The sequence below is a fragment of the Ruania rhizosphaerae genome (assembly GCF_009805705.1).
GTDB classification, from domain to species: Bacteria; Actinomycetota; Actinomycetes; order Actinomycetales; family Beutenbergiaceae; genus Ruania; species Ruania rhizosphaerae.
In genome coordinates this window covers 375229-400358 of the sequence record NZ_VSMB01000001.1, presented here as the reverse complement: position 1 = coordinate 400358, position 25130 = coordinate 375229, and the positions used below count along the sequence as shown (strand labels likewise).

Here is a 25130-nt window from a genome sequence, read left to right as displayed (position 1 = left end):
GTGAGGGACGAGGGCCGCCGGAGCGGGGTACCGGAGGGCTCAGACCAGAGAGCACCGATGAGCGTGAGGAACCCGGGTGGAGGTGGCGTGAGGGACGAGGGCCGCCGGAGCGGGGTACCGGAGGGCTCAGACCAGAGAGCACCGATGAGCGTGAGGAACCCGGGTGGAGGTGGCGTGAGGGACGAGGGCCGCCGGAGCGGGGTACCGGAGGGCTCAGACCAGAGAGCACCGATGACAGTGGAGTTCGACGCCGTCACGGTGACCCTGGGCGGGCGTGATGTGGTGCGCGATGCCTCGCTGACAGTGGAACCGGGAACTGTGGTGGGACTGGTCGGGCCGAATGGGAGCGGGAAGTCCTCGCTGCTGCGCACCTTGTACCGGGCGGTGAAGCCGAGGCGCGGCACTGTGCACCTCGATGGCCGGGACGTGCTGAGCCTCAGCGGGCGGCAGGCGGCGCGATCGGTGGCGGTGATGCTGCAGGATCCGCCCACCGACTTCGACCTGACCGTGGCGGAGACCGTGGCCCTGGGTCGTGCACCGCATCATGCCTCGTTCGGCCGGGACACCGCCGAGGATCTGCGCATCGTGGACGAGGCGATGCTCCGGGCGGAGATCGCAGATCTGGGTGATCGCATGGTCGCCACCCTCTCCGGCGGGCAGCGGCAGCGGGTCATGCTGGCGCGGGCGCTTGCCCAGGAGAGCCCGATCCTCGTGCTCGACGAGCCGAGCAATCACCTCGACATCGCTCATCAGCACGAACTGATGAGCACCGTCCGGGGTCTCGGCCGGACCGTGATCGCGGCCCTGCACGATCTCAACCTCGCGGCCCAGTATTGCGACCACGTCGTGGTGCTCGCCGAGGGGCGGATCATCGCCTCCGGACCGCCCGTGGAGGTGCTGACCCCGGGCCTCATCCGCACCACCTTCGCCGTCGACGTCCGTGTGCTCGGCGAGCCCAGCGACCCGGTTTACGCCTTCCGGCCGTTCGCCGCCCACTCGGCACCCGAACCGCCCGCTGCACCCTCCCGCACTGACCCCTCCACAGAAGGAACCACACGATCATGCGCGACGTCCTCATAAACGCTGCTTCCGTTGCACCCACACGCCTGGCGCCCGCCGCCCTCGCCGGGGCGCTGCTGCTGACCGGGTGCGGATCCGGTGTCACGCCCAGCGCCGGCGAGACAAACGTCACGGAGGAGGTGACGATCGAGAACTGCGGACGGGACGTCGTCGTCGATGACATCCCCGGGGCTGTGGTGGGGATGCACCCCGCCCAGACCGAGCTGCTGTTGCGCCTGGGCCTGGCCGACCACCTCGCCGGGCAGGCTCAGACCGGGGCTCAAGCCCTTCCCGACGACGTCGCCGGCCTGGCCGCTGACGTGCCGGTGATCGGGGATGTCATGCCACCCAGCCGAGAGGACCTGCTGGCCGTGGAGCCGGACTTCGTCTACTCGCCGACCACGTACGAGTTCACCGCGGAGCAGGGGTTCGCGAGTATCGACCAGCTCGAACAGACCGGTGCAGCGGTGTACGTCGCCACTGGCGGGTGCGCCGAGCGGAGGATGGGCGGCGAGGTCACCGACCTGTTCACGGACCTGGAGAACATCGGGACGATCTTCGGTGTGGAGGAGGCCGCCGCGGACCTCATCGCGCAGAGCCAGGCCGACCTGGACGAGGTCGAGGCCGCGGTGGCCGCCGTCGAGCCATTGCGGGTGGCGCAGGTCTACGTGGACGGGACCACCCTGCAGGCGATCGGTGCGGGGATTGAGTACGACATCCTTTCCCGCGCTGGTGCCGACAACGTCTACCGTCCGGACCAGGCCGCGTTCGCCGACTTCTTCGCCGCGACCATCACGCCGGAGTCGCTGGCGGCCGAGGAGCCCGATGCATTGGTGTTCTCGGTCTATGACGAGGCGCATGAGGCGGCCACCAGGGAGTACCTGGAGACGACCTTCCCCGACATGCCTGCCGTGCGTGAAGGTCGCCTGATCGCGGTCTCCAGCTCCGACGTCTTCCCCGGGACGCTGGGCAACGTCGCGATCGTCCGGCAGATCGCCGAAGGGCTCTATCCCGACGCCTTCTGATCCTCAGGGATTGGCCCGATCCGATCGCCTCCCAGAAATCGCACGTCGATCTGGCGGCTGACCAGCCACCAGATCGACGAGCAATGTCGCTATGTGGCCCAACGCGACCGGATCAGCTCGGTCAGCTGCCGGATCTGATCACCCATCCGGACCGGTTCCTGATCCGGTGACGTCACGGTCAGCCACTGCAGCTGGATCCCGTCCGCCAGCGCCACGACGGACCGAGCCAGGCCGCGCGAGGGTGCATCCGGATGCACCGCGCCGTTGATCTTGCCGCGTTCGAACCCGGCGGTGAAGGCGTCGACTGCACGCGTGAAGTGGTCGGTCAGCCATCGGTGCGCTGGATGCCCGGAGCGTGTGCCCTCGACCGCCATCGCCATGTACAGACCCACCATCGCCGGGGTCTCGGCGTTGCGATCCATGAGGTCGGCGAAGGCATCGAGCTGCTGCCACACGTCGGAAGCGGAAGTCAGTGCCCCTGCGTCTCGTGCATCACGCCGCTCCAGTACGGCGGAATAGAGGGATGCCTTGGATCCGAAGTGGTGGAGCAGGCCGGCCTTCGAGATCTGTGCAGCCTGGGCAACGTCCGCCAGGGACGTGGCGGCAAATCCAGAGCGGGCGAACAGCGAGATTGCCTCGGTGAGGATGCGCTCACGCTTGTCCTCGCCGCCGGCCGGCGGGCGCCCCGGCCGCCGTGGTTGCTCGTGTGCCACGGAACCAGGCTATCCAAGAATATATTGACCGGACGGTTGATTAGGATCTACGGTCCGCTTGGACGACGTCGTACCCCACTCCCGCAGGAGCACCCATGCACTCGACAGCCCTCACTCAGGCCGACATCCCACGCCTGCTCATCGAGCTCACCCTGGAGGAGAAGGCCGCCCTGTGCTCCGGGCAGGACTTCTGGCACACCCAGGCGATCGAGCGCCTCGGTATCCCCGCCGTCATGGTCACCGACGGCCCGCACGGGCTGCGCAAGCAGGCCGGGGCCACCGACCACGTCGGCCTGAACGATTCAGTGCCGGCCACCTGCTTCCCCTCCGCCGCCGGACTCGGCTCCACCTGGGATCGCGACCTCCTGTACCGGGTGGGGGAGGCGCTCGGAATCGAGACCCGCGCCAACGACGTCGCCGTGCTGCTCGGTCCGGGCATCAACATGAAGCGCAGCCCCCTCTGCGGGCGCAACTTCGAGTACATCGGCGAGGACCCCTTCCACGCAGGCGAGCTGGCCGCTGAGCTGGTGGCCGGCGTCCAGTCTCAGGACGTGGGCACCTCGCTGAAGCACTTCGCCGCGAACAACCAGGAAACCGACCGGATGCGGATCTCCGCCGAGATCGACGAGCGCACCCTGCGCGAGATCTACCTGCCGGCCTTCGAGAAGGTCGTCACCCGCGCCCAGCCCTGGACCGTCATGTGCGCCTACAACAAGATCAACGGAACCTACGCCTCACAGGACCCGTGGCTGCTCACGGACGTGCTCCGCCAGGAGTGGGGCTTCGAGGGTCTGGTGGTCTCCGATTGGGGCGCTGTGGACGACCGCGCCGCCGGGGTCGCCGCCGGACTCGACCTGGAGATGCCCTCCTCGCACGGCCTCAACGACGCCGCCATCGTGGCCGCCGTCCGGGAGGGCCGCCTTGCCGAGGCTGAGCTCGATACCGCCGTCACGCGTGTGCTCACCATGGTCGCCAGGGCGCAGCCGGCCCTGGCCGAGCCGGGAACGGCCGACCTGACGGCGCACCACGCTCTGGCCCACGAGGTCGCCGTGCGTAGCGCTGTCCTGCTCAAGAACCCCGACGGCGTCCTGCCGTTGGCCGTAGACACACTGTCAGGGTCTGCGGTACTGATCGGTGAGCTGGCCCGTACTCCCCGCTACCAGGGCGCCGGATCGTCCCAGGTGAACCCCACCCGACTGGTGAGCATGGTCGACGCCCTCGCCGAGCGAGGGGTCGACGTGCCCTTCACCCCCGGCTACCGGCTCGCCGAGGCCGAGAAGCCCGGGGGCGCGGCCGAGGGTGAGATCCGCGACGACCTCACCCTGCGCGCCGAGGCTGCTTCTGCCGCCACCGGCAAGACCGCCGTCCTGGTGCTCGGGCTACCCGCGGCAGACGAGTCCGAGGGGTACGACCGTGAGCATCTGGACATCCCAGCCAGCCACCGGGAACTGCTGCGGGATGTCTCCGCTGTCGCGGAGCGCACGGTGGTGCTGCTGGCCAACGGCTCCGCGGTGGCCGTCTCCGAGTGGGAGCACCACACCGATGCGCTCCTCGAGCTCTGGCTGGGCGGCCAGGCCGGGGGCAGCGCCGCCGTCGACCTGCTGCTCGGCGATGCCGCTCCGTCTGGCCGGCTCGCCGAGTCCATCCCGCTACGCCTGGCCGATGTGCCCGCGCAGCTGAACTTCCCCGGCGAGAACGGCACCGTGCGCTATGGCGAAGGGCTCTTCATCGGCTACCGCGGCCTCGACGCGACCGAGCGGGCGGTCTCCTACCCATTCGGGTACGGCCTGACCTACACCACCTTCGACTACACCGACCTGACGGTCGACGTGCCCGAGGTGACGGAGCAGACCGGGGTGGGGGACGTCGTCGTGAGGGCGGGCGTGACCGTACGCAACACCGGCGATCGTGCGGGTGTGGCGGTGCCACAGCTGTACCTTGGCCGGCCCGGATCGGCCGTGGCGCGGCCGCCGCGCGAACTCAAGGGCTTCACCCGAGTGGAGCTTGAGCCGGGCCGCGAGCAGCGGGTCGACCTCACCGTCACCCGGCGTGAACTGAGCCACTGGGACGTGCACACCCACGGGTGGGCGGTCGAGCCCGGGCCGCTGCAGGTGGCCGTCGGGGCCTCCTCGCGTGACCTCCCGCTGGAGCAGATCGCCGAGCTCGTGGCACCGGTGCTGCGTCGCCCGCTGAGCGAGGACGCCACCATCAGCGAATGGGTGGAGCACCCGGAGGCCGGGCCTGAGCTGCTGGCTGCCATGGGCGACTTCGGATCCCTCTTCGGCCCGGACAGTCCCGACCCGGCAACGGCTGCCTTCCTCGGGGCGATGCCGGTGAAGAAGGTGCCGGTGATGCGGATGTCTGAGGAGCTCACCCATGAGCGTCTGGCCGAACTGGTCAGCCGATACCGGGAGTGATGCCGTCCACTGACCCAACCGACTGGAATGCGTCACTGCGCGGCAGCATGGTGCACGGCTCGACGTATGACGGTCGATTCGGTCAGCGAGCATGAACCGATGACCCATGTGTGCTGCGCAGGCTAGGCTCCCCCCGTGGAATCTCTCGCCAGCCCTGATGTCTGGATCGCCCTCGCCACCCTGCTCGCGCTCGAGTTGGTGCTCGGCGTGGACAACGTGGTCTTCATCTCCATCCTCGCCAACCGGCTCCCGGCCGAGCAGCGCCAGAAGGCGCGCGTGCTCGGCCTCGCGCTCGCCCTGGTGATGCGGATCATCCTGTTGTTCTTCGCCTCCTGGATTGTGGGCCTGACTGATCCCTGGTTCTCGATCGGAGACGTCGAGGCGCTCGCGTTCTCCGGCCGAGACCTGATCCTGATCGCCGGTGGTGCCTTCCTCATCTACAAGGCCGTCACCGAGATCCACCACAAACTCGAGGGCGCGGACGGCGAGGAGGAGAGCAAGGCCTCCAAGGCCGCCACCACCTTCGGCCGCGTCATCCTGCAGATCGTGCTTATCGACATGGTGTTCTCACTGGACTCGGTGATCACCGCCGTCGGGATGGTCGACCAGCTCTGGGTGATGATCACCGCCGTGGTCGTGGCGATCGTGGTGATGATGTTCATGGCCAAGACCATCGGTGACTTCGTCGAACGCCACCCGACCGTGAAGATGCTCTGCCTGGCATTCCTCGTGCTCATCGGCGCCACCCTGCTGGCTGAAGGCTTCGACATGCACGTCAGCAAGGGCATGATCTACGGTCCCATCGCCTTCGCGATCGGCGTGGAGGTGCTCAACCTCCTCTACCGCAACCGGTCCGCGAAGAAGGCAGGCAAGGTGGCCGAGCCGGTGCACCTCAAGGCCAGGTTCCCCGAGCAGAAGGTCGGCGCCGGGTCCTGATCGGCGCCTGGCGCCTCCGGCCCGGGCATATCGGAACACAACTGACGGCCCTCAGCGACACTGTGCCCTCGATGGCACGGTGCGGCTGAGGGCCGTCACCTGTGTGCCCGACCCGACTACAACCACCCGTTCCGGTCGGCGATCCGGGCGGCTTCCACCCGGTTGGTCGCCCCGATCTTCCCGATGGCCGAGGACACATAGTTGCGCACGGTGCCGGGGCTCAGATGCACCCGCGCAGCGATCGTGGCGATCGGCTCACCGTCGAGGCACTCGCGCAGCACCTGCCGCTCGCGGTCGCCCAGCGGGTTCGGTCCTCCGGCGAGCGACTCGGTCGCCAGCGCCGGGTCCACCACGCGGCGGCCCGCATGCACCGCGCGGATGGCATCGGCCAACTCGGTCGCCGGGGTGTCCTTGACCACGAACCCCGCTGCCCCGGCCTCCAGCGCCCGGCGTAGATACCCCGGCCGGCCGAACGTTGTGACCATCAGCGACCTCACCTCGGGGAGCGCGGCGCGCAGCTGCCCGGCCACGGCGATCCCGTCCATCCCGGGCATCTCGATATCGAGCAGGCACACCTGTGCGTCGTGCTCGCGCGCCGCTGCCACGACGTCGGTTCCGTCGCCCACCTCGGCCACCACGTCCAGGTCGTCCTCGAGGCGGAGCAACGCCGCCAGCGCCCCACGTACCAGCGCCTGGTCGTCGGCCAGCAGCACTCTGATCGGACCGGTCACCAGTGCACCTCCACACGCGTTCCACCCGTCTCGCCGGGCCGCACGGTCAGCGTGCCACCGGCGGCATCCGCCCGCTCCCGGGCGCCCCGGAGCCCGCCCGCCTCGGCAGCGCCACCGGGCCCCACGCCGTCATCTGCCACCACCAACGACGACGACCCCAGACTGACCTCACAACGCCCGGCTCCCGAGTGGCGCACCACATTCGTGATCGCCTCCCGCAGCACCCACGCCACCACGATCCGGTGCCGAGGGTCCACCACAGCCGGGTCGGCAGGAACATCGGCGTCGATCCCGGCATCGGTCAGGGCAGTGCGGGCGGACTCCAGTTCGTCCGCGAGCCGTGCCACGCGCAGTCCGCTCACCGTTGCCCGCACCTCACTGAGGGCCTCGCGGGTCAGAGAGCGGATCGCCGCGATCTCTGCCTTCGCCGCCCCCGGATCGACGTCCACCAGTCGCTCGGCGAGTTCTGCCTTGACGGTGACCACAGTGAGACTGTGCCCGAGCACGTCGTGCACGTCCCGCGCGACTCGCTCCCTCTCGGCCGTGATGACCAGCTGGTTCTCCAGGACGTCGCGCTGCTGCTGGCGGTCGTCAATCCAGCGAATCATTCCCACGAAAGCCGCGGTTCCGCCGGTGATCAGCAGATAGAACCACCGGTCGAGGTGGTCGGTGAGAATCAGCACTACCGCCATGGCCACGATCAGGATCAGCACGAATCGCACCGCCCGCCGGAGCGGCTGGCTGAAGATCGCGTAGGTGGCGAGGAACGTGAACATCCCGAAGGCGTCCACGCCGACCGCCACGAACACCGGTGCGGTCAGCAGCCCGAGCACGCCGAGCAGTGTGGCCCCGCGTGCGTCCTGCCCCAGCGTGCGCGCGTTGACGATGAACGCATAGACGTAGACGCCCGCGAAGGCAGCGATCGCCGTCAGCGGGATTGCCGCCGCCGCGCCGCTCAAGGGCGACTGCAGGATCCCGGCAACCGGGAAGGCGAGGAACGCCAGCCACGGGGTGGCGAGCAGCCAACTGAACCGCAGCCAGGGCGCGGGCGGCAGCGCCGGGTCGTCGGTCGCGCCGTCCGGGCGTGTGCCTGGCTCGGGCGGGTCAGTGGTCGGTGCCTGGCTGGGCTTGGTCATGGTGTGTCATTGTCTCCCGGCCCTGCTACTGGCGCCCACGCCCGCGCCGCACCAGCAGCACCGCTCCGACGGCGAAGATCACCGTCCAGGTGAGGCTGTTCGCCAGCAGTACCCATAGCGGGTCGGAGCCGCCGACTCCCTCGGTGGCCACGAGCGCACCGTCGGTCAGCGGATAGCGAGCAAGCCCGATGATGCCGTACAGCGGGGTGAATTTCGCGATCGTGAGCATCACCCCGCTGAGTGGGAAGAAGATGTTGCCCAGGAACGCCAGGATCACCAGTGCGCCGCTGGCGGCCCCGACCGCGGATTCGCTCCGGAAGAGCAGGCCCACGATGAGGCCGTACAGGGAGAACACGGCAGCCCCGAGCATCACGATCGCGGCGCTCGCGGCCCACACCCAGCCTGGGGCGCTGGCGCCGGTGAAGGCCCCGATGAGGTAAACCAATCCGATCGGGATGAGCGAGATCGTGAATGCCACGGTCGTCTTCACGCGCACGTAGGCGCCGTCCGACATCGGCGTCAGGCCGAGCTGGCGCCCCCAGCCCTGCATCCGCTCGACGGCGGCCATCCCGCCCACGCCCGTGGTCGCCACCACCGCACCGAATGCGGCCATCGAGATCATCGTGTGCATCGAGACGTTCCCGTTGCCGATCGGGTAGGCGCCGTACTCCATGGACGCCCCGAAGATGATGAAGAAGAACGCCGGCATCACCGCGATGAAGAACATGCTCACCAGGTCCCGGCCCACCCGGGCGAGCTCGATGCGCAGATAGGTCGTGTTCATCGGGTCGCTCCTTGCGTCAGGGTGGTGAAGGCGTCGTCGAGGGAGCCGGAGGTGACGAGCAGGTCGGTGCCGCCGAGGTCGAGCACGGCGCGGGCGACGGCGTCGGAGTCGAGGGCGCGCAGGTGCACGCGATCGCCGTCGGGGGTGATGGCATGGACGGCGTCCAGTGTCTCCAGGCGGGAGAGCGCCTCAGCGCGGGTGCCGGGCGTGAACGTGACCGAGACGCGACGTCCGGTGGCGCGGGTACGGATCTCCTCGGTGGCGCCGTCGGCCACGATACGGCCGCCGGCCACCATGACGATCCGCTGGGCGAACGAGTCGGCCTCCTCCAGATAGTGGGTGGCGAAGACGATCGTCCGGCCGGAGGCGGCCTCGGCGCGCATCGTCTCCCAGAAGTCGCGCCTGGCCGTCACGTCCATCCCGGCGGTCGGTTCGTCCAGGATCAGCAGGTCCGGGTCGGGCAGCAGGGCGAGGGCGAAGCGGAGGCGCTGCTGCTCACCACCAGAGCACTTCGAGACCTTCCGGCCGGCGAGCTCGGACAGGCCCGCACGCTCGATCACGGACCCGATCCCGGCGTGCTCGGCGTAGGTCGAGGCGATGAGCGTGACCGTCTCGGCCACGGTGAGGTCGCGCAGCAGCCCACCGGTCTGCAGCACGGCCGAGACCCGTCCGGCGGCGACGGCGTGGCGGGGCGCCTGACCGTGCACGCTGATGGTGCCTGAGGTGGGGGTGGTCAGGCCGAGGATCATGTCGAGTGCCGTGGTCTTCCCGGCGCCGTTCGGGCCGAGGAAGGCGACGATCTCGCCGGAGCCGATGGTCAGGTCGATGCCGTCGACGGCCCGCACGGGGCCGGTGGTGGACCGGAACTCCTTGACGACCTGGTCAAGCTGGACGGCGGGCGCACCGTCGGCGGGGGGAGGTGTTCTCATACCTCCACCGTGGCGGCGAGGCCAGGGTGCGCACGAGAGGGTGCTGTCACGAGGTCCGGATGACAGGTGTCACATCCGAAATCAATCGTCGATCTGGCGGTTGAGCCGGTGGGACGCCACCGCCATATCGACGTGCAATTCCGACTGGCGAGAGAATCGCTCGTCGAACTGGTTGCCATGCGGGCCCGGTTGGCGCTCCCCACAACCAATTCGACGTGCGATTTCAGTGGAGGTGGGTGGGTTCGGGGCGTCCGGAGGCGACCGACCGTTGCGCCGCCGTCACGATCGCGAGCGTACGAGCCCCGACCCCGCCGTCCGGCTGGGGCCGGGTCCCGGTGCGCACCGCGTCCAGGAACGTGGCGATCATCCGCGCATCCAGGTCGGGCCCGTACGGCTGCCACACCGCGCCCTCGGCGTCATAGCCGGCCACGTGCTCGGCGAACGGGTCGATCCGCATCGAGCCTCGCGTGCCGTGCACCTCGAGCGTGAGACCACCCCAGGTGGGTGCCGAGTCAGGCACCGACCACGAGCAGTCGATCTGCCCGATCACGCCCGAGGGGTACCGCACAGAGACCACACCGCCGGTCTCCACCCCGATGCCCGCATGCAGAATCTGGTTCGTCACCGCGTGCACATTCTCGGCCGGTTCGCCGAGCAACTCGTCCAGCAGGTCGGCCACATGCACCACGTGATCCATCAGCGCACCACCACCGGACCGGGCCGGGTCGGTGAACCAGGAACGCTCGCCGGGCCGGGGCATCTTCCCGTTGTTCGTGCCCACCACCGCGAGGATCTGCCCGAGCTGCCCCGCCCGGCACCGCGCCACCAGATCGGCGAACGCCGGCGCGAACCGCACCGGATAGGCGGTCATCAGGATCCGCCCGGCCCGCTCGGCCGCGGCCACCATCGCCGCAGCGTCCTCGTCGGAGGTGGCCAGAGGCTTCTCGCACAGCACGTGTGACCCGGCCGCCAGGGCCTGTTCGGTGAGCTCGCGATGGCGTGAGTTCTCCGAGCAGATCACGACGGCGTCCGGTGCCTCGGCCAGCAGGCTCGCCACGTCCTCGGCGTAGGTGATACCCAGCTGCGCGGCCAGGTCCGCGCCGCGGATGGTGCCCGGGTCGGGCACACCGGTGTCGGTGCCGATCACCCGCACGCCCTGGTCGGCAAGCGCAGCGGCGTAGCCGTGGACGTGCGGGTGCGCGAAGGAGAGGAGTCCTACGGTGAGCGTCATCGGAGTGCCTCCTGCGTCTCGATCTCGACCACTGCGCCGGTGCGGATCGACTCGTTCGCCGCCTCCGCCAACCGGACGGCGTGCACCCCGTCGAGGCCGGTCACCGTTGCCTCCCGCCCCTCCCGGAGCGCCGCCGCGAAATCCACGATCTCTGCCGTGTATGGGCTGTCCATCACGTCCACCTCCGGCAGATACCCGCCTCCCGGCGCCGGGGGCAGGTGCAGCCGCACGGCATCCTCCCGGGCCGAGTCGTGCCGCAGCAGCCCCTCACTGCCGGCGATCTCGAACGAGGAAGAGAACGGCAGGTGCGCATGCCCCCACACCCCGTGCACGTGGCTGATCGCACCGGAACCATGCGTGAGGGTGACGGTCGCGCTCGCGGTGCGGACGCCGTCGTCGGTACGCGTGACCGAGCGAGCGAACACGTGGGTGACCGCACCGGCCAACCAGAGCGCCTGATCGAGATCGTGGATCATCTGATCCATCACGATCCCGCCCGAGACGGCTTCGTCGAAGAACCATGGCGAGGCCGGGGCCGCGCTCGCGCGGCGGAACCGGCTCACCGCCACCTGCCCGATCCGCCCCGCCGTCACGGACGCGTGGGCGGCGGCATAGGCGGGGAAGTACCGCACCACATGCGCCGGAAAAAGCCGCACGTCGGCACGCTCGGCGGCATCGACGATCTGCTGGGCCTGGTCGGCCGTGCGCGCCAGCGGCTTCTCGCACACCACATGCTTGCCTGCAGCGATCGCGGCCAGGGCGATCTCCGCGTGCGTGGCAGTGGGGGTGAGGATGCCCACCACATCCACCCGCGCGAGCAGATCGTCGAGGGAATCGGCGGTGCTGGCGCCGTGCCGCTGCGCGAGGTCATCCGCCCCGTGCAGGGAATGCACCACGAGGTCGGCGCCGAGGCTGCGCCATGCGGGGGCATGCACGCCGGCGATACCTCCGGCGCCGATCAGTCCCACGCGCAGCGGGTCGGGGTGGTTCACGAGGTGGCCTTTCCGTCGAAGAAGGAGGCGATGGCTGGATCCAGGGCTGGGACCTCCTGCGGGAGGGAACCAGCCCGGAGCGATTCTGTGGCGGCCACCGCGGTGGCGACGGCGTTCCGCGCCGCCACAGGAGACGTGGCGGTGGCGCCTCCGTGGGCGGCGAAGTCGAGGAACTCGGTGATCGTGCGTTGATCGGCATCTCCGTGGCCGCCCGCGTCACTGACGATCGGGTACTCGGCATCGCCATCGGCGCGGTACCCGGAGCGACGGTTCCACACGCGCACGACTCCGCCGGCGGAATCTCCGAAGTTCTCCAGTCGCCCCTCGGTGCCGATCACCGTGTAGTTGCGCCAGTAGTCCGGGGTGTAGTGGCACTGCTGGTAGGAGGCGAAGATCCCGCCCTCGAGTTGCATCTGCACCATGGACAGATCCTCCACGTCGATCACCGGATTCAGCTCGCGCTGGGCGAGCGGCGGCCAGTTGTCCTCGGAGAACCAGGCGGCCATGGTGCGGTCGGAGTTGTCCCGGCGATCGGTGACCTGGTCGTACAGAGTGAGCCCGCCCATCCCGGTCACCCGGGTGGTGTACGCACCCGCGAGCCAGTGGATCACGTCGATGTCGTGCGCGCCCTTCTGCAGCAGCAGCCCGGTGCCGTGGGCGCGCTCAGCGTGCCAATCCTTGAAGTAGTAATCGCCACCGTGCCCGACGAAATGGCGGCACCAGATCGCCTTCACGTCACCGATCTCACCGCGGCCGATGATGTCGCGCATCGTGGTGACCACGCTCATGTGCCGCATGTTGTGGCCCACGTACAGCGGCGTGCCGCTATCGGCGGCGGCGGCCAGCACCCGGTCCGCGTCCGCCGTCGTGATGGTGATCGGCTTCTCGCAGAAGACGGCAATGCCGGCCTCCAGCAGCGGGATCGCCACCTCGGCGTGTGTGTCGTCCGGGGTGAGGACGAGGGCGGCGGTGACGTCGGCGCCGGCCCGCAGCAGCTCACCGACCCCGGCGAACTGGGCGGGGGTCTCGACGAGCCGCGCCGCCGTGCGCTCGCGGGCGGCAGGGTTGGGGTCGACCAGAGCGGTCACGATGCCCGCACCGGTGCCGGCCACGTGCGCGGCGATACCCGCGCGCGCTCCGCAGCCGATGACGGCGACCCTCGCCTCGGACGCTGACGGAGAGATGGTCACGGGGTGAGCCGATCACCGGCGCGGGTGGTGTGTCAACACCACTATGTGTCAGTGCCCGCCGTGGATTCGCGGGCGACGATTCGGAAATCTGCCTTGTACAGGCGCGGTGGCCTCCCCGAGCGGACGCCCCAGGCGATGCGTTCCTCCAGCATCCCGACGGCCACCTCGGCGATCTCGTCCCGCCCCGGATCGATACTCGACAGGGACGGCAGCGTGAACCGCCCATCGGTGATGTTGTCGAAGCCGATCACTGCCACGTCGTCCGGAACGCGTCGACCTGCCTCCCCCAGTGCGCGCAGGATTCCGAGCGCGAGTGTGTCGTTGAGGGCGAAGATGGCGTCGAAGTCCACACCCGAAGCGAGAAGCTCCCGCGTAGCGTCGGCGCCGTTCTGTGGGTGCCAGGGCGCGACCGCTCGCTCCAGCCGGCGATCATGAGTCAGTCCGGCCATGGCGATCGCTTCCCGGTAGCCCTGAACGCGCAAGTCTGAGGCGCGAAGTTGCCCTTCGCGGCGATCAGGGTGTGCACCGATCACGGCGATGCGCTGCCGGCCCAGCGAGAGCAGATGCTCCACGGCGGCCCGGGCTGCGCTGCTGTTGTGCATGGTGACGTGATCGGTCGGCCCGCCGAAGATGCGTTCGCCGAGCATCACGAGTGGGTAGTCGATGTGGTCGAGCAGGCCCCGGTCCTCGGTCCCCAGGCGTTCGGGCTGAAGAGAAGCCCGTCCGTCTGTCGCAGACCGTTGGCGATGATCGCCGTCTCGTGCTCTCGGTCGGCGCCGGCCTGTCCGATGATGACGCTCAGCCCGCGCTTCTCTGCCGCATTGATCACGGCATCGGCAAGTTCAGCGAAGTAGTTCTGCCGCAGCTCCGGCACTGCGAGACCGATGACTCCCGTCCGGCCTGATCGGAGTCCCCTCGCGGAGAGGTTCGGCCGGTAGCCCAGTTCCGTGATCGCCCGCTGCACGCGCTCGCGCGTTGCGGCGTGTACGTGCGGCTGATCGTTGACGACGTTCGAGACGGTCTTGACCGACACCCGTGCGAGAAGCGCGACATCGCGCATGGTCACGCTCAACTCACCACTCCAGATCTTGATCGTGCTGACGGACTTCGTGCCGTGACGTCGGGCCCGTCCCGTTTCGGGTGATCGTACGGCTCTTGTGAGTCATCCCGCCCGATCGCCGGTGATGGCACCGGCTCCGCCCAGTCCCATGCGAGACCGGTGGAGCCGCGGCGTTGGCGACGGGTGACTCGCCAGGTGCGCTCGGGCACCCCTTGACAACTCCTCCCAGGACCAACCACGATAGCGATGTCGAGCATACTACGTTGTAAACTCGCAGGTGAACGGCATACAACGTAGTATCCGACGGAAATCCGCCCTAGGCCGGATGGCTCAGAACCCGCTTGCGCGGTCTGCACGAGCGGCGGGCGGGACCTCATAGGAGAGGAGTCAATGGTGAGTGCTGTTCAGCAAGGACGACCGCCCGGGAGATCGCTGCGTCGTCGGGCCACGGCGATGGCGGCAGGTGTTGCCCTGTCCGCAGGTGGCGCCGTCGCACTGGCGTCGCCGGCACAGGCGGACGACGCGTGGCTGACTGTCGATGACGACGGCTTCGCGACGTTCACGATCCCGGTCGACGAGATCGAGGATGCTGTCGGTCATGACGTCGGCCAGATCGTCGCGGAAGGCAACTTCGGGCCGTCAGCGAACTGGGCCGAGTTCGGGTTGACGTTGCGTGGTGATACGGCCACGGGCGTGCTCGGACCGTTGGAACCGGGCCACTACTACTACCAGGTGACGGCGGACGATCACTATCCGGTGAAGGATCCGACGAATCCGACCACTGTGGCCTCGGAGCCGGAGTGGAGCACCTTCATGGTGGACGGTGAAGGCGCCGAGGAGCTGATGGATGCCCCGGACGGTGCACGTGGTGAGGTGGAGGAGCTCACCTACGAGAGCTCGGTGGCCCAGGAGGAGCGTGCCGCCCTCGCATGGACCCCGCCGGACTACGATGCCGACCGCGATCAGCCGTACCCGGTTCTCTATCTCCAGCACGGTGGCGGCCAGAGTTATCGTGACTGGGTCGAGGTGGGGCGCGCCGCGCAGATCTTCGACAATCTCTACGCCGAGGGCAAGATCCAGCCGATGGTCGTCGTGATGGGCAACGGGAACGTGTCGGACTTCGGCGATGAACTGTTCCGCAACATCGTCCCGGCGTCCGAGCAGGCCCTGAACATCAGCGACGAACCGTCGGAACGGGCTCTCGCGGGTCTGTCCATGGGCGGTGGCCACACGTTCGAGGTCCTCGTCTCCGATCCGGGAGAGTTCTCCCACCTGGGCACCTTCGGGGCCGGACGCTTCGATCTCGATGACCTACCGGTCGAGCAGATCAACTCGGGAACCGATCTGCTGAGGCTCTATGTCGGAAACCCGACCGACATCGCCTACAACGACGTCTACCACGCGATGGATGCGCTCGACGAGGCGGGCGTGGAGTACCAGTTCGACGGTGCCAACCCGGACGCCGGCCACAACTGGGATGCATGGCAGGAGAACCTCAGCGACTTCGCTCAGCGGCTCTTCCAGGATGGTCGCTTCCCAGGCCTCAGCCCTGGCCACGAGACGATCGACGCGCCGTTCGAGACGCCCGAGTCGGGCACGACCCCGACGCCGTGGGTCAGCGACGACGGGTACGTGACCTTCGAGACCAGCACCGAGTTCGCCGACGCCGAGCACGTGACCGTGTGGGCGAACTGGGGCGCGAGCCACCTCTGGACGCGAGTGGAGCTGAGCAAGGCGGGCGACCGCTGGCGTGGGACGGTCGGACCGCTGGAGCCGGGGGCGTATCACTACCGCCTGATTGTGGACATGGAGGCCAAGAAGGACACCGGCAACCCGACCAGTGTGACCAGCGAGCCGACCTGGAGCCAGTTCCTCGTCCCGGGTGAGAGCGCCCGGCTGGTGACGCCTGCTCCTGAGGAGGAGCGGGGTGAGGTCCAGGAGATGACCTACGACAGCAGTGTGGCCGACGAGGAGCGGACAGCACTGGTGTGGACGCCTCCGGGCTACGACCCCGAACGGTCCGAGCCCTACCCGGTCTTCTATCTTCAGCACGGTGGTGGGCAGACCTACACGGACTGGGTCGAGATGGGCCGTGCACCCGCCATTCTCGACAACCACATGCGAGACGGGAACCTCGAAGAGATGGTGGTGGTGATGGGCAACGGGAACGTCGGCGACTTCACCTCGGAGCTCATGGACAACATCGCTCCCGCTGCCGAGTCACAGTTCCATGTCAGTGACGACCCCGAGCAGCGAGCGCTCGCTGGGCTCTCGATGGGCGGCGGTCACACGATGGGCGTCCTGACGGATCGGCCCGGGGAGTTCGCGTACATCGGGACGTTCTCGGCCGCCTACTTCGGCGACGGTTCGGACCTGGACGTGGAGTCGATCAATGACGGCACCACGTTGTTGCGCATGTACAACGGCAACATCACCGACTTCACGTACGGCTCGGTCGTCAACGCCATCGACATCTTCGACCGGCTCGGAGTGGAGTACGAGTTCGACGGCTGGTTCGAAGGGCCGCACGGCTGGGACACCTGGCAGTACGCACTCGCTGACTTCGCGCCGCGTTTGTTCACCGAGGCAACCGCGGACGACGGGGACAGTGTCGAGATCGAAGCCACCGTTCCTGAGGTCGCCGATGGCTACCTGTCCCTGACCGTCGCCGAGCACGGTGGCGCGGTGGCGCTCGACGAGGCGAGCAACGCCGGTGACCGTCTCGAGATGCTCGGTGCACTGCCCGAGGTCACCGTGACGGACTCGCGCAACGACCAGCAGGCCGGGACATCCGGTTGGGCTGTCTCCGGTCAGTCGTCGGCACTGTCCACCGTCGGTAGCTCGATCGAAGCCGGCCACCTCGGTTGGGTGCCCAGCTTGGTGGACGCAGGCGAAGGCGTCGAGGCGGGTGAGCCGGTCAGCACACTCATGAGTGGCGGCACCGGCCTAGCCGCGCCCCAGCGCCTCGTCGAGGCCGCTGGTGAGGGCCGATTCGGCTCGACCACCGCCACGGCTGAGCTGGAGCTGGAGGTGCCGGTCGACACCTCCGCCGGAACGTACACCGGCGAGATCACGGTCTCGCTGTTCCCGGTCGACTGACATGTCCCCCCGGAGCCGTGGTGCAGCACGTCGCACCACGGCTCCGGCAGGTCCGGAAGGAGGCCACGACGTGGCACAGGCTCATACGCTCGCGACGGTCGCGACAGCTTTCGGCATGGCTGCGGGCTTCCTCCTCGTATCGGTTCCCCCGGCCCAGGCGTCTGCCGGCAGTGAGGAGGGAGGGCGCACCACCTGGACCATCCAACCTGCCACTGACGACGATCCCGACAGCAGAGTCTCGATCAGGCAGGTGATGGGGCCCGGTGCGCGGGAAACCGATGGCGTCGTCGTGACGAACTTCGGTCCGGATACGGCCAGCTTCCACGTCTACGCCAGTGACGGCGTGGTCGGCGCTGAGGGTGCGTTCGACGTTCTCCCACCGGATCACGAACCGACGGACGGCGGATCGTGGGTCACGTTCGGCGAGGTCGACCAGGCGCGAGCACAGCCCGACGGAACGTTACTGATCGAGCTGGAACCGGAGGAGTCGGCCGCCATTCCCCTGATCATCGACGTGCCCGACGACGCGCGGCCGGGAGATCACCCCGCAGGGGTGGTCGCTGAGCTGGCGGCCCAAGCCGATCGCGCCGTCGAGGTCACATCACGGATCGGTGTGCGTCTGCATCTGCAGGTCGAGGGCGAGATGGAGGCACAGCTGGTCGCTGAGGACGTGCATGCGCAGTGGGTGCCGACGTGGAATCCGTTCGCACCGGGCAGTGTGCAGGTCAGCTACGTCGTGCACAACACCGGCCATGTCCGCCTGGGCGCGAGGACGACATCCGAGGTGGCTACTGCGTTCGGCCTCGGTAGCTCCAGCAACACCCAGGAGCTGCGAGAAGTGCTCCCGGACCAGCGTGTGCGCATGCAGTCGGAGCATTCGCTGTGGGGGCTGGTCTGCTCTCAGCTGATGATCGCCCTCCAGCCTCATGTGGTGGGTGAGGACGAGCTGGAGGTCGAGCCCGAGGGTGGCACGGTCACCGCTGGAGTCTGGACGGTGCCGTGGGCCCAGATGGCTCTCGTGGTGATCATCGCTGTCGCAGTGATCGCCTGGCGTCGCCGTCGTCGGACGGCGGCCCGGCGAGTGCAGAAGCGAATCGATGCCGCTGTCGCGGCCGCCACCTCTGGCACCGGGTAGCCATGGTCGGTCACATCGACAACACCGATCCACGTTCCATGGGACCGAGGAGGGCCCGAACCACGTGAAGAAAATCCTCTACTCTCAGCGTCTGGCGCCCTACTTCTTCATCGCGCCATTCGTAATCACGCTCGCCGTATTCTGGACTGTCCCTCTCGTTCGCGCCTTCATGATGAGTTTTCAAGAGGTGCTCTACGGCGAGTCCACTTTCATCGGCACTGACAACTACGAACGACTCTGGCGTGACCGAGTATTCTGGCAGGCGCTGTTCAACAGCGTTCGCTACATGCTGTTCACTCTTGCGCTCCTTATTCCAATACCGATGGCCCTCGCGGCGATCATCAACTCCAAGATCGGTAGCGCCCGGGTCAAAGCATTCTTCAAAGCATCGCTGTTCGTTCCTGCGCTGACCTCCGTCGTGGTGGCCGGCATCATCTTCCGACTCATGTTTGCCGAGACCGACTCCGGCCTCATGAACCAGGTCGTAGGACTCTTCGGCCTGGATCCGGTGCGCTGGCTCCGCGAAGACATTCCGGGCCTGGTCGCACTGCTGGCCCTGGCGATGTGGAGGTACACCGGCGTCAACATCATGTATTTCATCGCCGGAATGCAGTCGATCTCCACCGAGTACTACGAAGCTGCATCGATCGATGGTGCCAGCAAGATACAGCAGTTCTTCCGGATCACCATTCCTAACCTCAAGCCGACCATCGTGTACGTCACGACGATCAGCGTCTACGGAGGATTGGCGATGTTCCTTGAGAGCTTCATGTTGTACGCCGGCAACAACTCCCCGAACAACCAGGGGTTGACTGTTATCGGCTACCTCTATCGCCAGGGGGTTCAGGAGAATGATCTGGGCTTCGCGTCGGCCGTCGGCGTCGTCCTTCTGGTCGTGATCATGGCGATCAACATCACCAACCTCACCCTGACAGGGACTTTCAAGAAGGAGGCGCGATGAGCAACCGGACCATGGCGCGTTCTCGGCATGTGCTTCCTCGTCGGCTCTTTGTCGCGATCCAAGCGGTATTTCTGATCTCGATCGCGCTGATCGTCCTTGTGCCGCTGGTCGCCATCTTCGTCGGCACGTTTCAGGATGGAAACGCCATCATTCGCAACGGCGTGACGCTGGATGTCGACCTCAGCGAACTGTCACTGGACAACTACGTCATGCTGTTCACGGACTCGGGGCTGTACTTCCGATGGTTCGCGAACACGCTAGGACTCACGATCGCACAAGTCGCGGGGACGTTGCTCGTGAGCTCGTTCGTCGCCTACGGCTTCGCCATGTACGACTTCAAAGGAAAGAACGCCGGGTTCGTTGCGGTCCTCCTGTTGATGACAGTGCCGTTCGAAATGATGATGTTGCCGCTCTACGTTCTGGTCAACGATTTTGGGTTGGCCGATTCGTACGCAGTGATCGTCTTGCCCTTCCTGGCCGCGGCGGTCACGATCTTCTTCTTCCGGCAGTACTTCCTCGGCATCCCGAAGGAGCTCTTGGAGGCGGGACGTGTCGACGGTGTGACTGAGTTCGGCATCTTCTTCCGGCTCGTGCTCCCGATCTCGATGCCAGCGGTGGCAGCGATGGCGATCCTCAACGGCATGATCATCTGGAACAACTTTCTCTGGCCGTTGCTCGTTCTGCGCTCCGCGGAGAAATTCACCTTGCCGATCGGTCTGAACACTCTGCTCACTCCGCACGCGAACAACTATGAACTTCTCATCATCGGAGCGTTCTTTTCCTTGATACCGATCCTCGTCCTGTTCCTGCTGTTCCAACGATTTTTCGTGGCAGGGATGACAGCCGGAGCCCTCAAGGGCTGATGACCATGAAACAGAAATGGAGAGAACAATGACAAGATCACGCAGAATGGGAGCCCTCGCGGCGGTGGGAGCTGCCGGCCTCATGCTTGCTGCCTGCAGCGGCGGCGATGGAGATGACGGCGGGCCCGGCGAGGACGGTCGTACGACCCTGGACATGTGGGTGTTCGCCGAGTTGCACGGGACCTACTACGAGGAGATGGCGGAGCGGTGGAACGAGGAGAACCCCGATCGCGAGATCAACCTTGAGGTGACCGTCTACCCCTACGACGACATGCACAACAAGCTGCAGCTGGCCGTGAACTCCGGCTCCGGGCTGCCGGATGTCGTCGATATCGAGGTCAACCAGTTCTCGAACTTCGTGCAGGGATCGAATCCGCCGTTGGCGGATCTCGGTGAGGCGGCTGAGCCGTACCGAGACGACGTCGTCGAGGCTCGGTTGGATCTGTACAGCCGGGACGGCGTCATCTACGGGTACCCGACTCACGTCGGCGCATTCGTGGCGTTCTACAACACGGCCCTGCTGGAGGAGGCCGGGATCGACTACACGACGATCGAGACCTGGGACGACTTCCAGGAGGCCGGTGAGACCTACAACGCCGAGACTGGCAATGCCTTCGGTGTGGCGAGCACCGAGGTGATGTTCACCGAGCCGTTGATCGTTGCCCAGCTCGGAGGGAACCTGTTCGCAGACGACGGCAACGTCGCCGTGAACAGTCCCGAGGTGGTGCAGGCGCTCGAACTGGAGCAGCAGATGCAGCAGGCGGGAGCGACCTCGACGATCCCGGGTGGGAGCCCGGACAGCGAGGAGGCGTACGGGGCCATCAATGACGGCGATGTTGCTGCGATCGTCTACCCGGCCTGGTACACCTCGCGATTCGTCGACTACATGCCTGATCTGGCCGGTGACGTGGCGATTGCGCCCGCACCCGTTGTGGAGGGCGCCGAGGTGTCCACCATCGGGGCCGGTGGCACCGGAACGTCGGTGCCTGCCGCCTCGCCCAACAGCGAGATCGCGGCGGATTGGCTCGCCTTCGCGAAGCTCTCGCCGGAGGCGAATGTCGCCGTGTGGGAGGAACTCGGCTTCGACCCGGTGAACATGTCCGTCTGGGAAGACGAGGAAGTCACGCACGCCGAGGACAATAAGTTCAACGAGTACTTCCAGACGAACCTCTTCGACGTCCTCAATGAGGTGCAGGGAGAGATCGGGCACTTCGAGGGATTCACCAACCCGGATCTCCCGTCGGTGGACAACCAGTTCACGACCGTGACCTTGACCGAGATCTTCGAGAACGGTGTCCCGGCCCAGGAGGCACTGGACCAGGCGCAGCAAGACCTGCAGAACCAACTGGGGCAGTAGGCCGACCGGAGGCCTGCGCGCCGGAGGTGGCAGCCGTTGTGCTCGCCACCTCCGGCGCCGACCCGTCAGACTCCCTGGAGGAATGTCCTGTAGCGGCTCTCCAGGTGGGCGCGGTGCGGTCGATCCCTTGGACGGCGGGGCAGATGCAGCGTCTGCCCGTGCATCTCCTGCAGCCCGTGCCGGAGCATCGGTCCGTCCCGCTCTTCCAGGAGGCGCCAGGCGATCTGCACCCGATAGTCCGGGGACACACCGAGCATGTTCTGGTCGTACGCGGCGTGGTGGATCTTGCACATGGCGAGGCCGTTGTCCACGGTGGGTGCGCCGTCGGGATGGCCATCCGGAAGGATGTGGGCCGCGTCCAGGAGTGAGCCGTGGTGCAGTCGGCACACGGTGCACCGCGTCTCGTAGGCGAGCAGGACCCGGGTACGGAAAGCCGGTTGATGGAGGCGCTGCCGCGCGAGCCGCTGGGCGTAGCGGCGCTGCTCTTGCGAGAGAGTATCCACGGCGAAGAAGCGGAACGACTCGTCCAGGGCGATCACGAAGGCGCGTTCGTCCGGGCGGTCGTCCACCACGTACACCGGAGCAACCGGCGTGTAGACATTCGGCACCTCCTTGCGGAAGAGCAGCAGCGGCATTCCGGTCTCGTAGGCGACCCGGAGCTTCCGGTTGTCCCCGGACCACGGGTCACCGGAGCGGTAGGCGTAGTGGAGAAGCCCGTCGTCGGACTCGACGTCGTCGTACGGGCCAGAGGTCGAGCTGACGATCGACAACGTGGCGGACAGTGCCTGGGGATTGCGGATACCGCGGGAGTAGTCGATCACCGGAAGTTTCTCACCGTTGTGGCGGAAGGAGAGGAGCTCCTCCCGGAAGACGAACCCGCCGTTCGCTTCAGCCCGTTCGACCACCCAGCCGATGATGTGTTCGCGAAGTGCGCGCTCCATCGATGACTCCACGTGCTGAGCTCAGCAGAGGACAGGCGGCAGCGCAAGTATCCGCGTACTCCTCACCCAGGTCGAGGCTGTCGGTGCGCGCCGCGAGAGTCCGGACCACCCGCGGCCAGGCGATTCACCCGTGCCGGCAGCCAAATCATCGTGCGATTTCGTGACTACCCTGGACTGGTGGACTCCTTCTGGCAGTTCGTCGGCGGCTACTGGTGGCTGGTCTTCCCTCTCGGCGGGGTGGTCGGTGGCTGGATCAAGGGAGCCCAGAAGTGGGACGAGCGTCGCCGCCGGGACAGGATCGAGCTGCAGAAGCTCAAGAACGCCGAGCGATTCGCTGTCCAAGAGGCGGAGGAGGCGCGCACCAGCGAGATCGAGCGGGTGCTCGCCGAGCATGACGAAACTAACCGCCGTTGGCTCGACTACGAGCTCGACGTCGCCAAGTTGATCGACTTCCCCGTGATGACCGACATGCGCGAGCAGGTCACGATCGACTTCCACCGGGCCAAGCGGGACGCCGACGGGCTGCGCCCGGACGACCCCGACGCGTTGCGCGATCCCCGGGCGCTCGCGCGCTACCGCGAGGCGGTCCGCGAGTACGGTCTCACCTTCGACATCGCCGAGCGGGAAGCCAAGCGCCGCCGCACCTCCGACTTCACCGAGGCCGAACGGGTCGCGCTGACCCGGGCGAAGAATCTCCTCGCGCTCGCGGATGACGCTGGCGCCACCCGGGCCGAGCGCCAGTCCGCCTACCGGCGAGCCACCAAGGAGCTCGAGGGCCTGCTTGTGCTGCCTGATGCTGCGACCGACGCGCTCGAGCAGCGGATCGCAGGCGAGCTCAGCAGTGGCCCACGGACAGCGCCCAGTTACGAACCGTAGACCAGATCGCCCGACGGCGGTCCGCGCCCACGACGGTAGGTGCCACCTCTCGTCGCTCTCGCCCCCGCCGAGCGACGAGAAGTGGCACCCGCTGAGGAGCGTCAGCCCTGCTCTGCAGCGTCAGGCGATCAGGACGCGCGACCGACGATCGCGGGCGGACCGACGCACGTCAGCCGCGTGATGCGAGGCTCCGGACCGCATCAACGCTCCGGACGACGTCACGCGGTCGAGTCGATCGTGCTCATATCCCCATACCGCTCACCTGCCACGGCATCGGCCGGCACTGCGTCGTCGAGGGCGTCCAGGTGCTCCCTGGTCAGCACCAGGTCGGCCGCCGCGGCATTCTCCTCCAAGTAGCGCACCCGTTTCGTCCCCGGGATCGGCACCACGTCCTCACCCTGGGCGAGCACCCAGGCCAGTGCGAGTTGGCCGGGCGTGGCGTCGAGCTGGCCGGCGATCGCGCGTACCGCGTCCACCAGCGCCAGGTTCGCGTCCAGGTTCTCACCTTGGAACCGGGGGAAGTACCCCGAGCTCCGGCTGTCGCCCGCGGGGAGAGAGTCCCGGGTGATCGCGCCGGTCAGCAGCCCCCGGCCGAGCGGGGAGTAGGGCACCAGACCGATCCCGAGTTCGCGCAGGGTCGGCAGGATCTCCGTCTCCAGATGCCGGGTGAACAGGGAGTACTCGGTCTGCAGCGCAGTGATCGGGTGCACCGCGTGAGCGCGCCGGATCGTCGCCGCCGACGCCTCCGACAGCCCCAGGAAGCGGACCTTGCCGGTCTGTACGAGCTCAGCCATCGCGCCGACCGTCTCCTCGATCGGGACGTCCGGGTCCACGCGGTGCTGGTAGTAGAGGTCGATGTGGTCCACCCCGAGCCGCTGCAGGGAGGCGTCGCACGCCGTACGGACGTACTCCGGACGACCATTGACCCCCACGCGGGTGCCGTCCGGGAGGCGCTCGTTGCCGAACTTGGTGGCCAGTTGTACCTCGTCGCGGCGCTCGCGGATCGCCTCGCCGACCAGGCGCTCGTTCGTGAACGGTCCGTACATGTCGGCGGTGTCGAGGAAGGTGACGCCGAGGTCGAGGGCCCGGTGAATGGTGGCGATGCCGTCCGCGTGTGCGGGGGTGCCGTAGAACTCCGACATGCCCATGCAGCCCAGGCCCAGGCTGGAGACGGTCAGGGGTGCGGCGGTGCCAAGAGTGCGTGTGGAGATGCTCATGGAATCGAGTGAAGCCGCTGGAGCGCGCTCCAGGTCAAGTGGCGCTCTTGACCGGCCGGCGAGGTGCCGGGGGTGCACCCTCCACGGGGCTCAAGCGGAGAGGTACTCCGCCCCGAGCCGTTCGGTGTAGAGATCGATCTTGTACTCAATCGCGGCCAGGTGCGTCTGCGCCTCGGCGAGCTGGGCGAGTACCGCCTCCCGGTGGGCGTGAAGCAACTCCAGGCGTTCCCGCTCATTCCCGGTGCCGCCGCGGACCAGGTCGGCGTATCGCCGCACCTCCCGGATCGGCATCCCGGTGGCTCGCAGTCGCGTGATCAGCTCGATCCAGCGCAGGTCCTCGTCTCCGTAGCGGCGGTGCCCGGCACTCGAGCGCGGGACGGCCCGCAGCAGCAGACCGTCCTTCTCGTAGTAGCGCAGGGTGTCCACGGCGAGCCCGAGTCGCTGGGCTGCCTCGGCGATGGTGAGCGACATGACCCTA

The 25130-nt window shown here is 67.5% G+C and carries 23 protein-coding genes; 10 read left to right on the top strand and 13 right to left on the bottom strand.

From position 1 onward, the window contains the following. The first annotated feature begins 231 nt into the window (after positions 1–231). Positions 232–1080, top strand: a complete 849-nt coding sequence (locus FV560_RS01675; protein WP_159618637.1) for an ABC transporter ATP-binding protein — start codon at positions 232–234, stop codon at positions 1078–1080. Next, positions 1062–2084, top strand: coding sequence for an ABC transporter substrate-binding protein (locus FV560_RS01670; RefSeq protein WP_159618635.1), 1023 nt, complete (start codon positions 1062–1064; stop codon positions 2082–2084). The genes FV560_RS01675 and FV560_RS01670 overlap by 19 nt, the downstream gene beginning before the upstream one ends. 89 nt (positions 2085–2173) lie before the next feature. On the opposite strand, the gene FV560_RS01665 is transcribed toward FV560_RS01670, so the two are convergent. Continuing rightward, a complete protein-coding gene (locus tag FV560_RS01665; protein WP_159618633.1) occupies positions 2174–2797 on the bottom strand; it encodes a TetR/AcrR family transcriptional regulator in 624 nt (207 codons plus the stop codon). A gap of 95 nt (positions 2798–2892) precedes the next feature. Between FV560_RS01665 and FV560_RS01660 the strand changes: the two genes are divergently transcribed. Beyond that, on the top strand, positions 2893–5214 hold the full coding sequence (locus tag FV560_RS01660) for a glycoside hydrolase family 3 N-terminal domain-containing protein (RefSeq protein ID WP_159618631.1): 2322 nt from the start codon (positions 2893–2895) through the stop codon (positions 5212–5214). 135 nt (positions 5215–5349) lie between these two features. Beyond that, complete coding sequence (locus FV560_RS01655; RefSeq protein WP_159618629.1) at positions 5350–6150, top strand: TerC family protein; 801 nt, start codon at positions 5350–5352, stop codon at positions 6148–6150. 116 nt (positions 6151–6266) lie between these two features. Here the strand turns inward: FV560_RS01655 and FV560_RS01650 are convergent, their stop codons facing one another. From FV560_RS01650 to FV560_RS20225, 9 genes are all read right to left on the bottom strand, one after another. Continuing rightward, a complete protein-coding gene (locus tag FV560_RS01650; RefSeq protein WP_159618627.1) occupies positions 6267–6881 on the bottom strand; it encodes a response regulator transcription factor in 615 nt (204 codons plus the stop codon). Then, a complete protein-coding gene (locus FV560_RS01645; protein ID WP_159618625.1) occupies positions 6878–8017 on the bottom strand; it encodes a sensor histidine kinase in 1140 nt (379 codons plus the stop codon). The genes FV560_RS01650 and FV560_RS01645 overlap by 4 nt, the downstream gene beginning before the upstream one ends. Positions 8018–8042: 25 nt before the next feature. Next, the gene (locus tag FV560_RS01640) at positions 8043–8801 is read right to left on the bottom strand and encodes an ABC transporter permease (protein ID WP_159618623.1); all 759 of its coding nucleotides are present in this window, start codon (positions 8799–8801) and stop codon (positions 8043–8045) included. Then, on the bottom strand, positions 8798–9730 hold the full coding sequence (locus FV560_RS01635) for an ABC transporter ATP-binding protein (protein WP_159618621.1): 933 nt from the start codon (positions 9728–9730) through the stop codon (positions 8798–8800). The genes FV560_RS01640 and FV560_RS01635 overlap by 4 nt, the downstream gene beginning before the upstream one ends. Before the next feature lie 223 nt (positions 9731–9953). Beyond that, a complete protein-coding gene (locus FV560_RS01630; RefSeq protein WP_159618619.1) occupies positions 9954–10961 on the bottom strand; it encodes a Gfo/Idh/MocA family protein in 1008 nt (335 codons plus the stop codon). Further along, positions 10958–11953, bottom strand: a complete 996-nt coding sequence (locus FV560_RS01625; protein ID WP_159618617.1) for a Gfo/Idh/MocA family protein — start codon at positions 11951–11953, stop codon at positions 10958–10960. The genes FV560_RS01630 and FV560_RS01625 overlap by 4 nt, the downstream gene beginning before the upstream one ends. Further along, positions 11950–13143, bottom strand: a complete 1194-nt coding sequence (locus FV560_RS01620; RefSeq protein WP_159618615.1) for a Gfo/Idh/MocA family protein — start codon at positions 13141–13143, stop codon at positions 11950–11952. Before FV560_RS01620 ends, FV560_RS01625 begins: the two co-directional genes overlap by 4 nt. Positions 13144–13184: 41 nt before the next feature. Beyond that, positions 13185–13790 (bottom strand): substrate-binding domain-containing protein, encoded by a 606-nt coding sequence (locus FV560_RS20230; RefSeq protein ID WP_235019856.1) that lies wholly within the window; start codon positions 13788–13790, stop codon positions 13185–13187. Further along, positions 13790–14203, bottom strand: coding sequence for a LacI family DNA-binding transcriptional regulator (locus tag FV560_RS20225; RefSeq protein WP_235019900.1), 414 nt, complete (start codon positions 14201–14203; stop codon positions 13790–13792). The genes FV560_RS20230 and FV560_RS20225 overlap by 1 nt, the downstream gene beginning before the upstream one ends. A 393-nt stretch (positions 14204–14596) precedes the next feature. Here FV560_RS20225 and FV560_RS01610 point away from each other — a divergent pair, with 393 nt between their 5' ends. The 5 genes from FV560_RS01610 (at position 14597) to FV560_RS01590 (ending at position 21618) form a co-directional block, all read left to right on the top strand. Next, positions 14597–17302: an alpha/beta hydrolase-fold protein gene (locus tag FV560_RS01610; protein WP_235019855.1), complete on the top strand. Its 2706-nt coding sequence runs from the start codon at positions 14597–14599 to the stop codon at positions 17300–17302. Positions 17303–17372: 70 nt separating this feature from the next. Further along, complete coding sequence (locus tag FV560_RS01605) at positions 17373–18437, top strand: COG1470 family protein (RefSeq protein ID WP_159618613.1); 1065 nt, start codon at positions 17373–17375, stop codon at positions 18435–18437. A 64-nt stretch (positions 18438–18501) separates the two neighbouring features. Continuing rightward, entirely contained in the window at positions 18502–19398 is an 897-nt protein-coding gene (locus tag FV560_RS01600; RefSeq protein WP_200837485.1) for a carbohydrate ABC transporter permease, read from the top strand. Next, positions 19395–20261, top strand: a complete 867-nt coding sequence (locus FV560_RS01595; protein ID WP_159618609.1) for a carbohydrate ABC transporter permease — start codon at positions 19395–19397, stop codon at positions 20259–20261. The genes FV560_RS01600 and FV560_RS01595 overlap by 4 nt, the downstream gene beginning before the upstream one ends. Positions 20262–20289: 28 nt before the next feature. Beyond that, positions 20290–21618, top strand: a complete 1329-nt coding sequence (locus FV560_RS01590; protein ID WP_159618607.1) for an ABC transporter substrate-binding protein — start codon at positions 20290–20292, stop codon at positions 21616–21618. A 65-nt stretch (positions 21619–21683) separates the two neighbouring features. Here FV560_RS01590 and FV560_RS01585 read toward each other — a convergent pair whose 3' ends face one another. Next, positions 21684–22559, bottom strand: a complete 876-nt coding sequence (locus FV560_RS01585; protein WP_200837484.1) for an HNH endonuclease — start codon at positions 22557–22559, stop codon at positions 21684–21686. 177 nt (positions 22560–22736) lie between these two features. Here FV560_RS01585 and FV560_RS01580 point away from each other — a divergent pair, with 177 nt between their 5' ends. After that, positions 22737–23435 (top strand): hypothetical protein, encoded by a 699-nt coding sequence (locus tag FV560_RS01580; protein ID WP_159618603.1) that lies wholly within the window; start codon positions 22737–22739, stop codon positions 23433–23435. 218 nt (positions 23436–23653) lie between these two features. Here the strand turns inward: FV560_RS01580 and FV560_RS01575 are convergent, their stop codons facing one another. Next, on the bottom strand, positions 23654–24646 hold the full coding sequence (locus tag FV560_RS01575; RefSeq protein ID WP_200837510.1) for an aldo/keto reductase: 993 nt from the start codon (positions 24644–24646) through the stop codon (positions 23654–23656). 96 nt (positions 24647–24742) lie between these two features. Continuing rightward, on the bottom strand, positions 24743–25123 hold the full coding sequence (locus FV560_RS01570) for a MerR family transcriptional regulator (RefSeq protein ID WP_159618599.1): 381 nt from the start codon (positions 25121–25123) through the stop codon (positions 24743–24745). Positions 25124–25130: the final 7 nt, after the last annotated feature.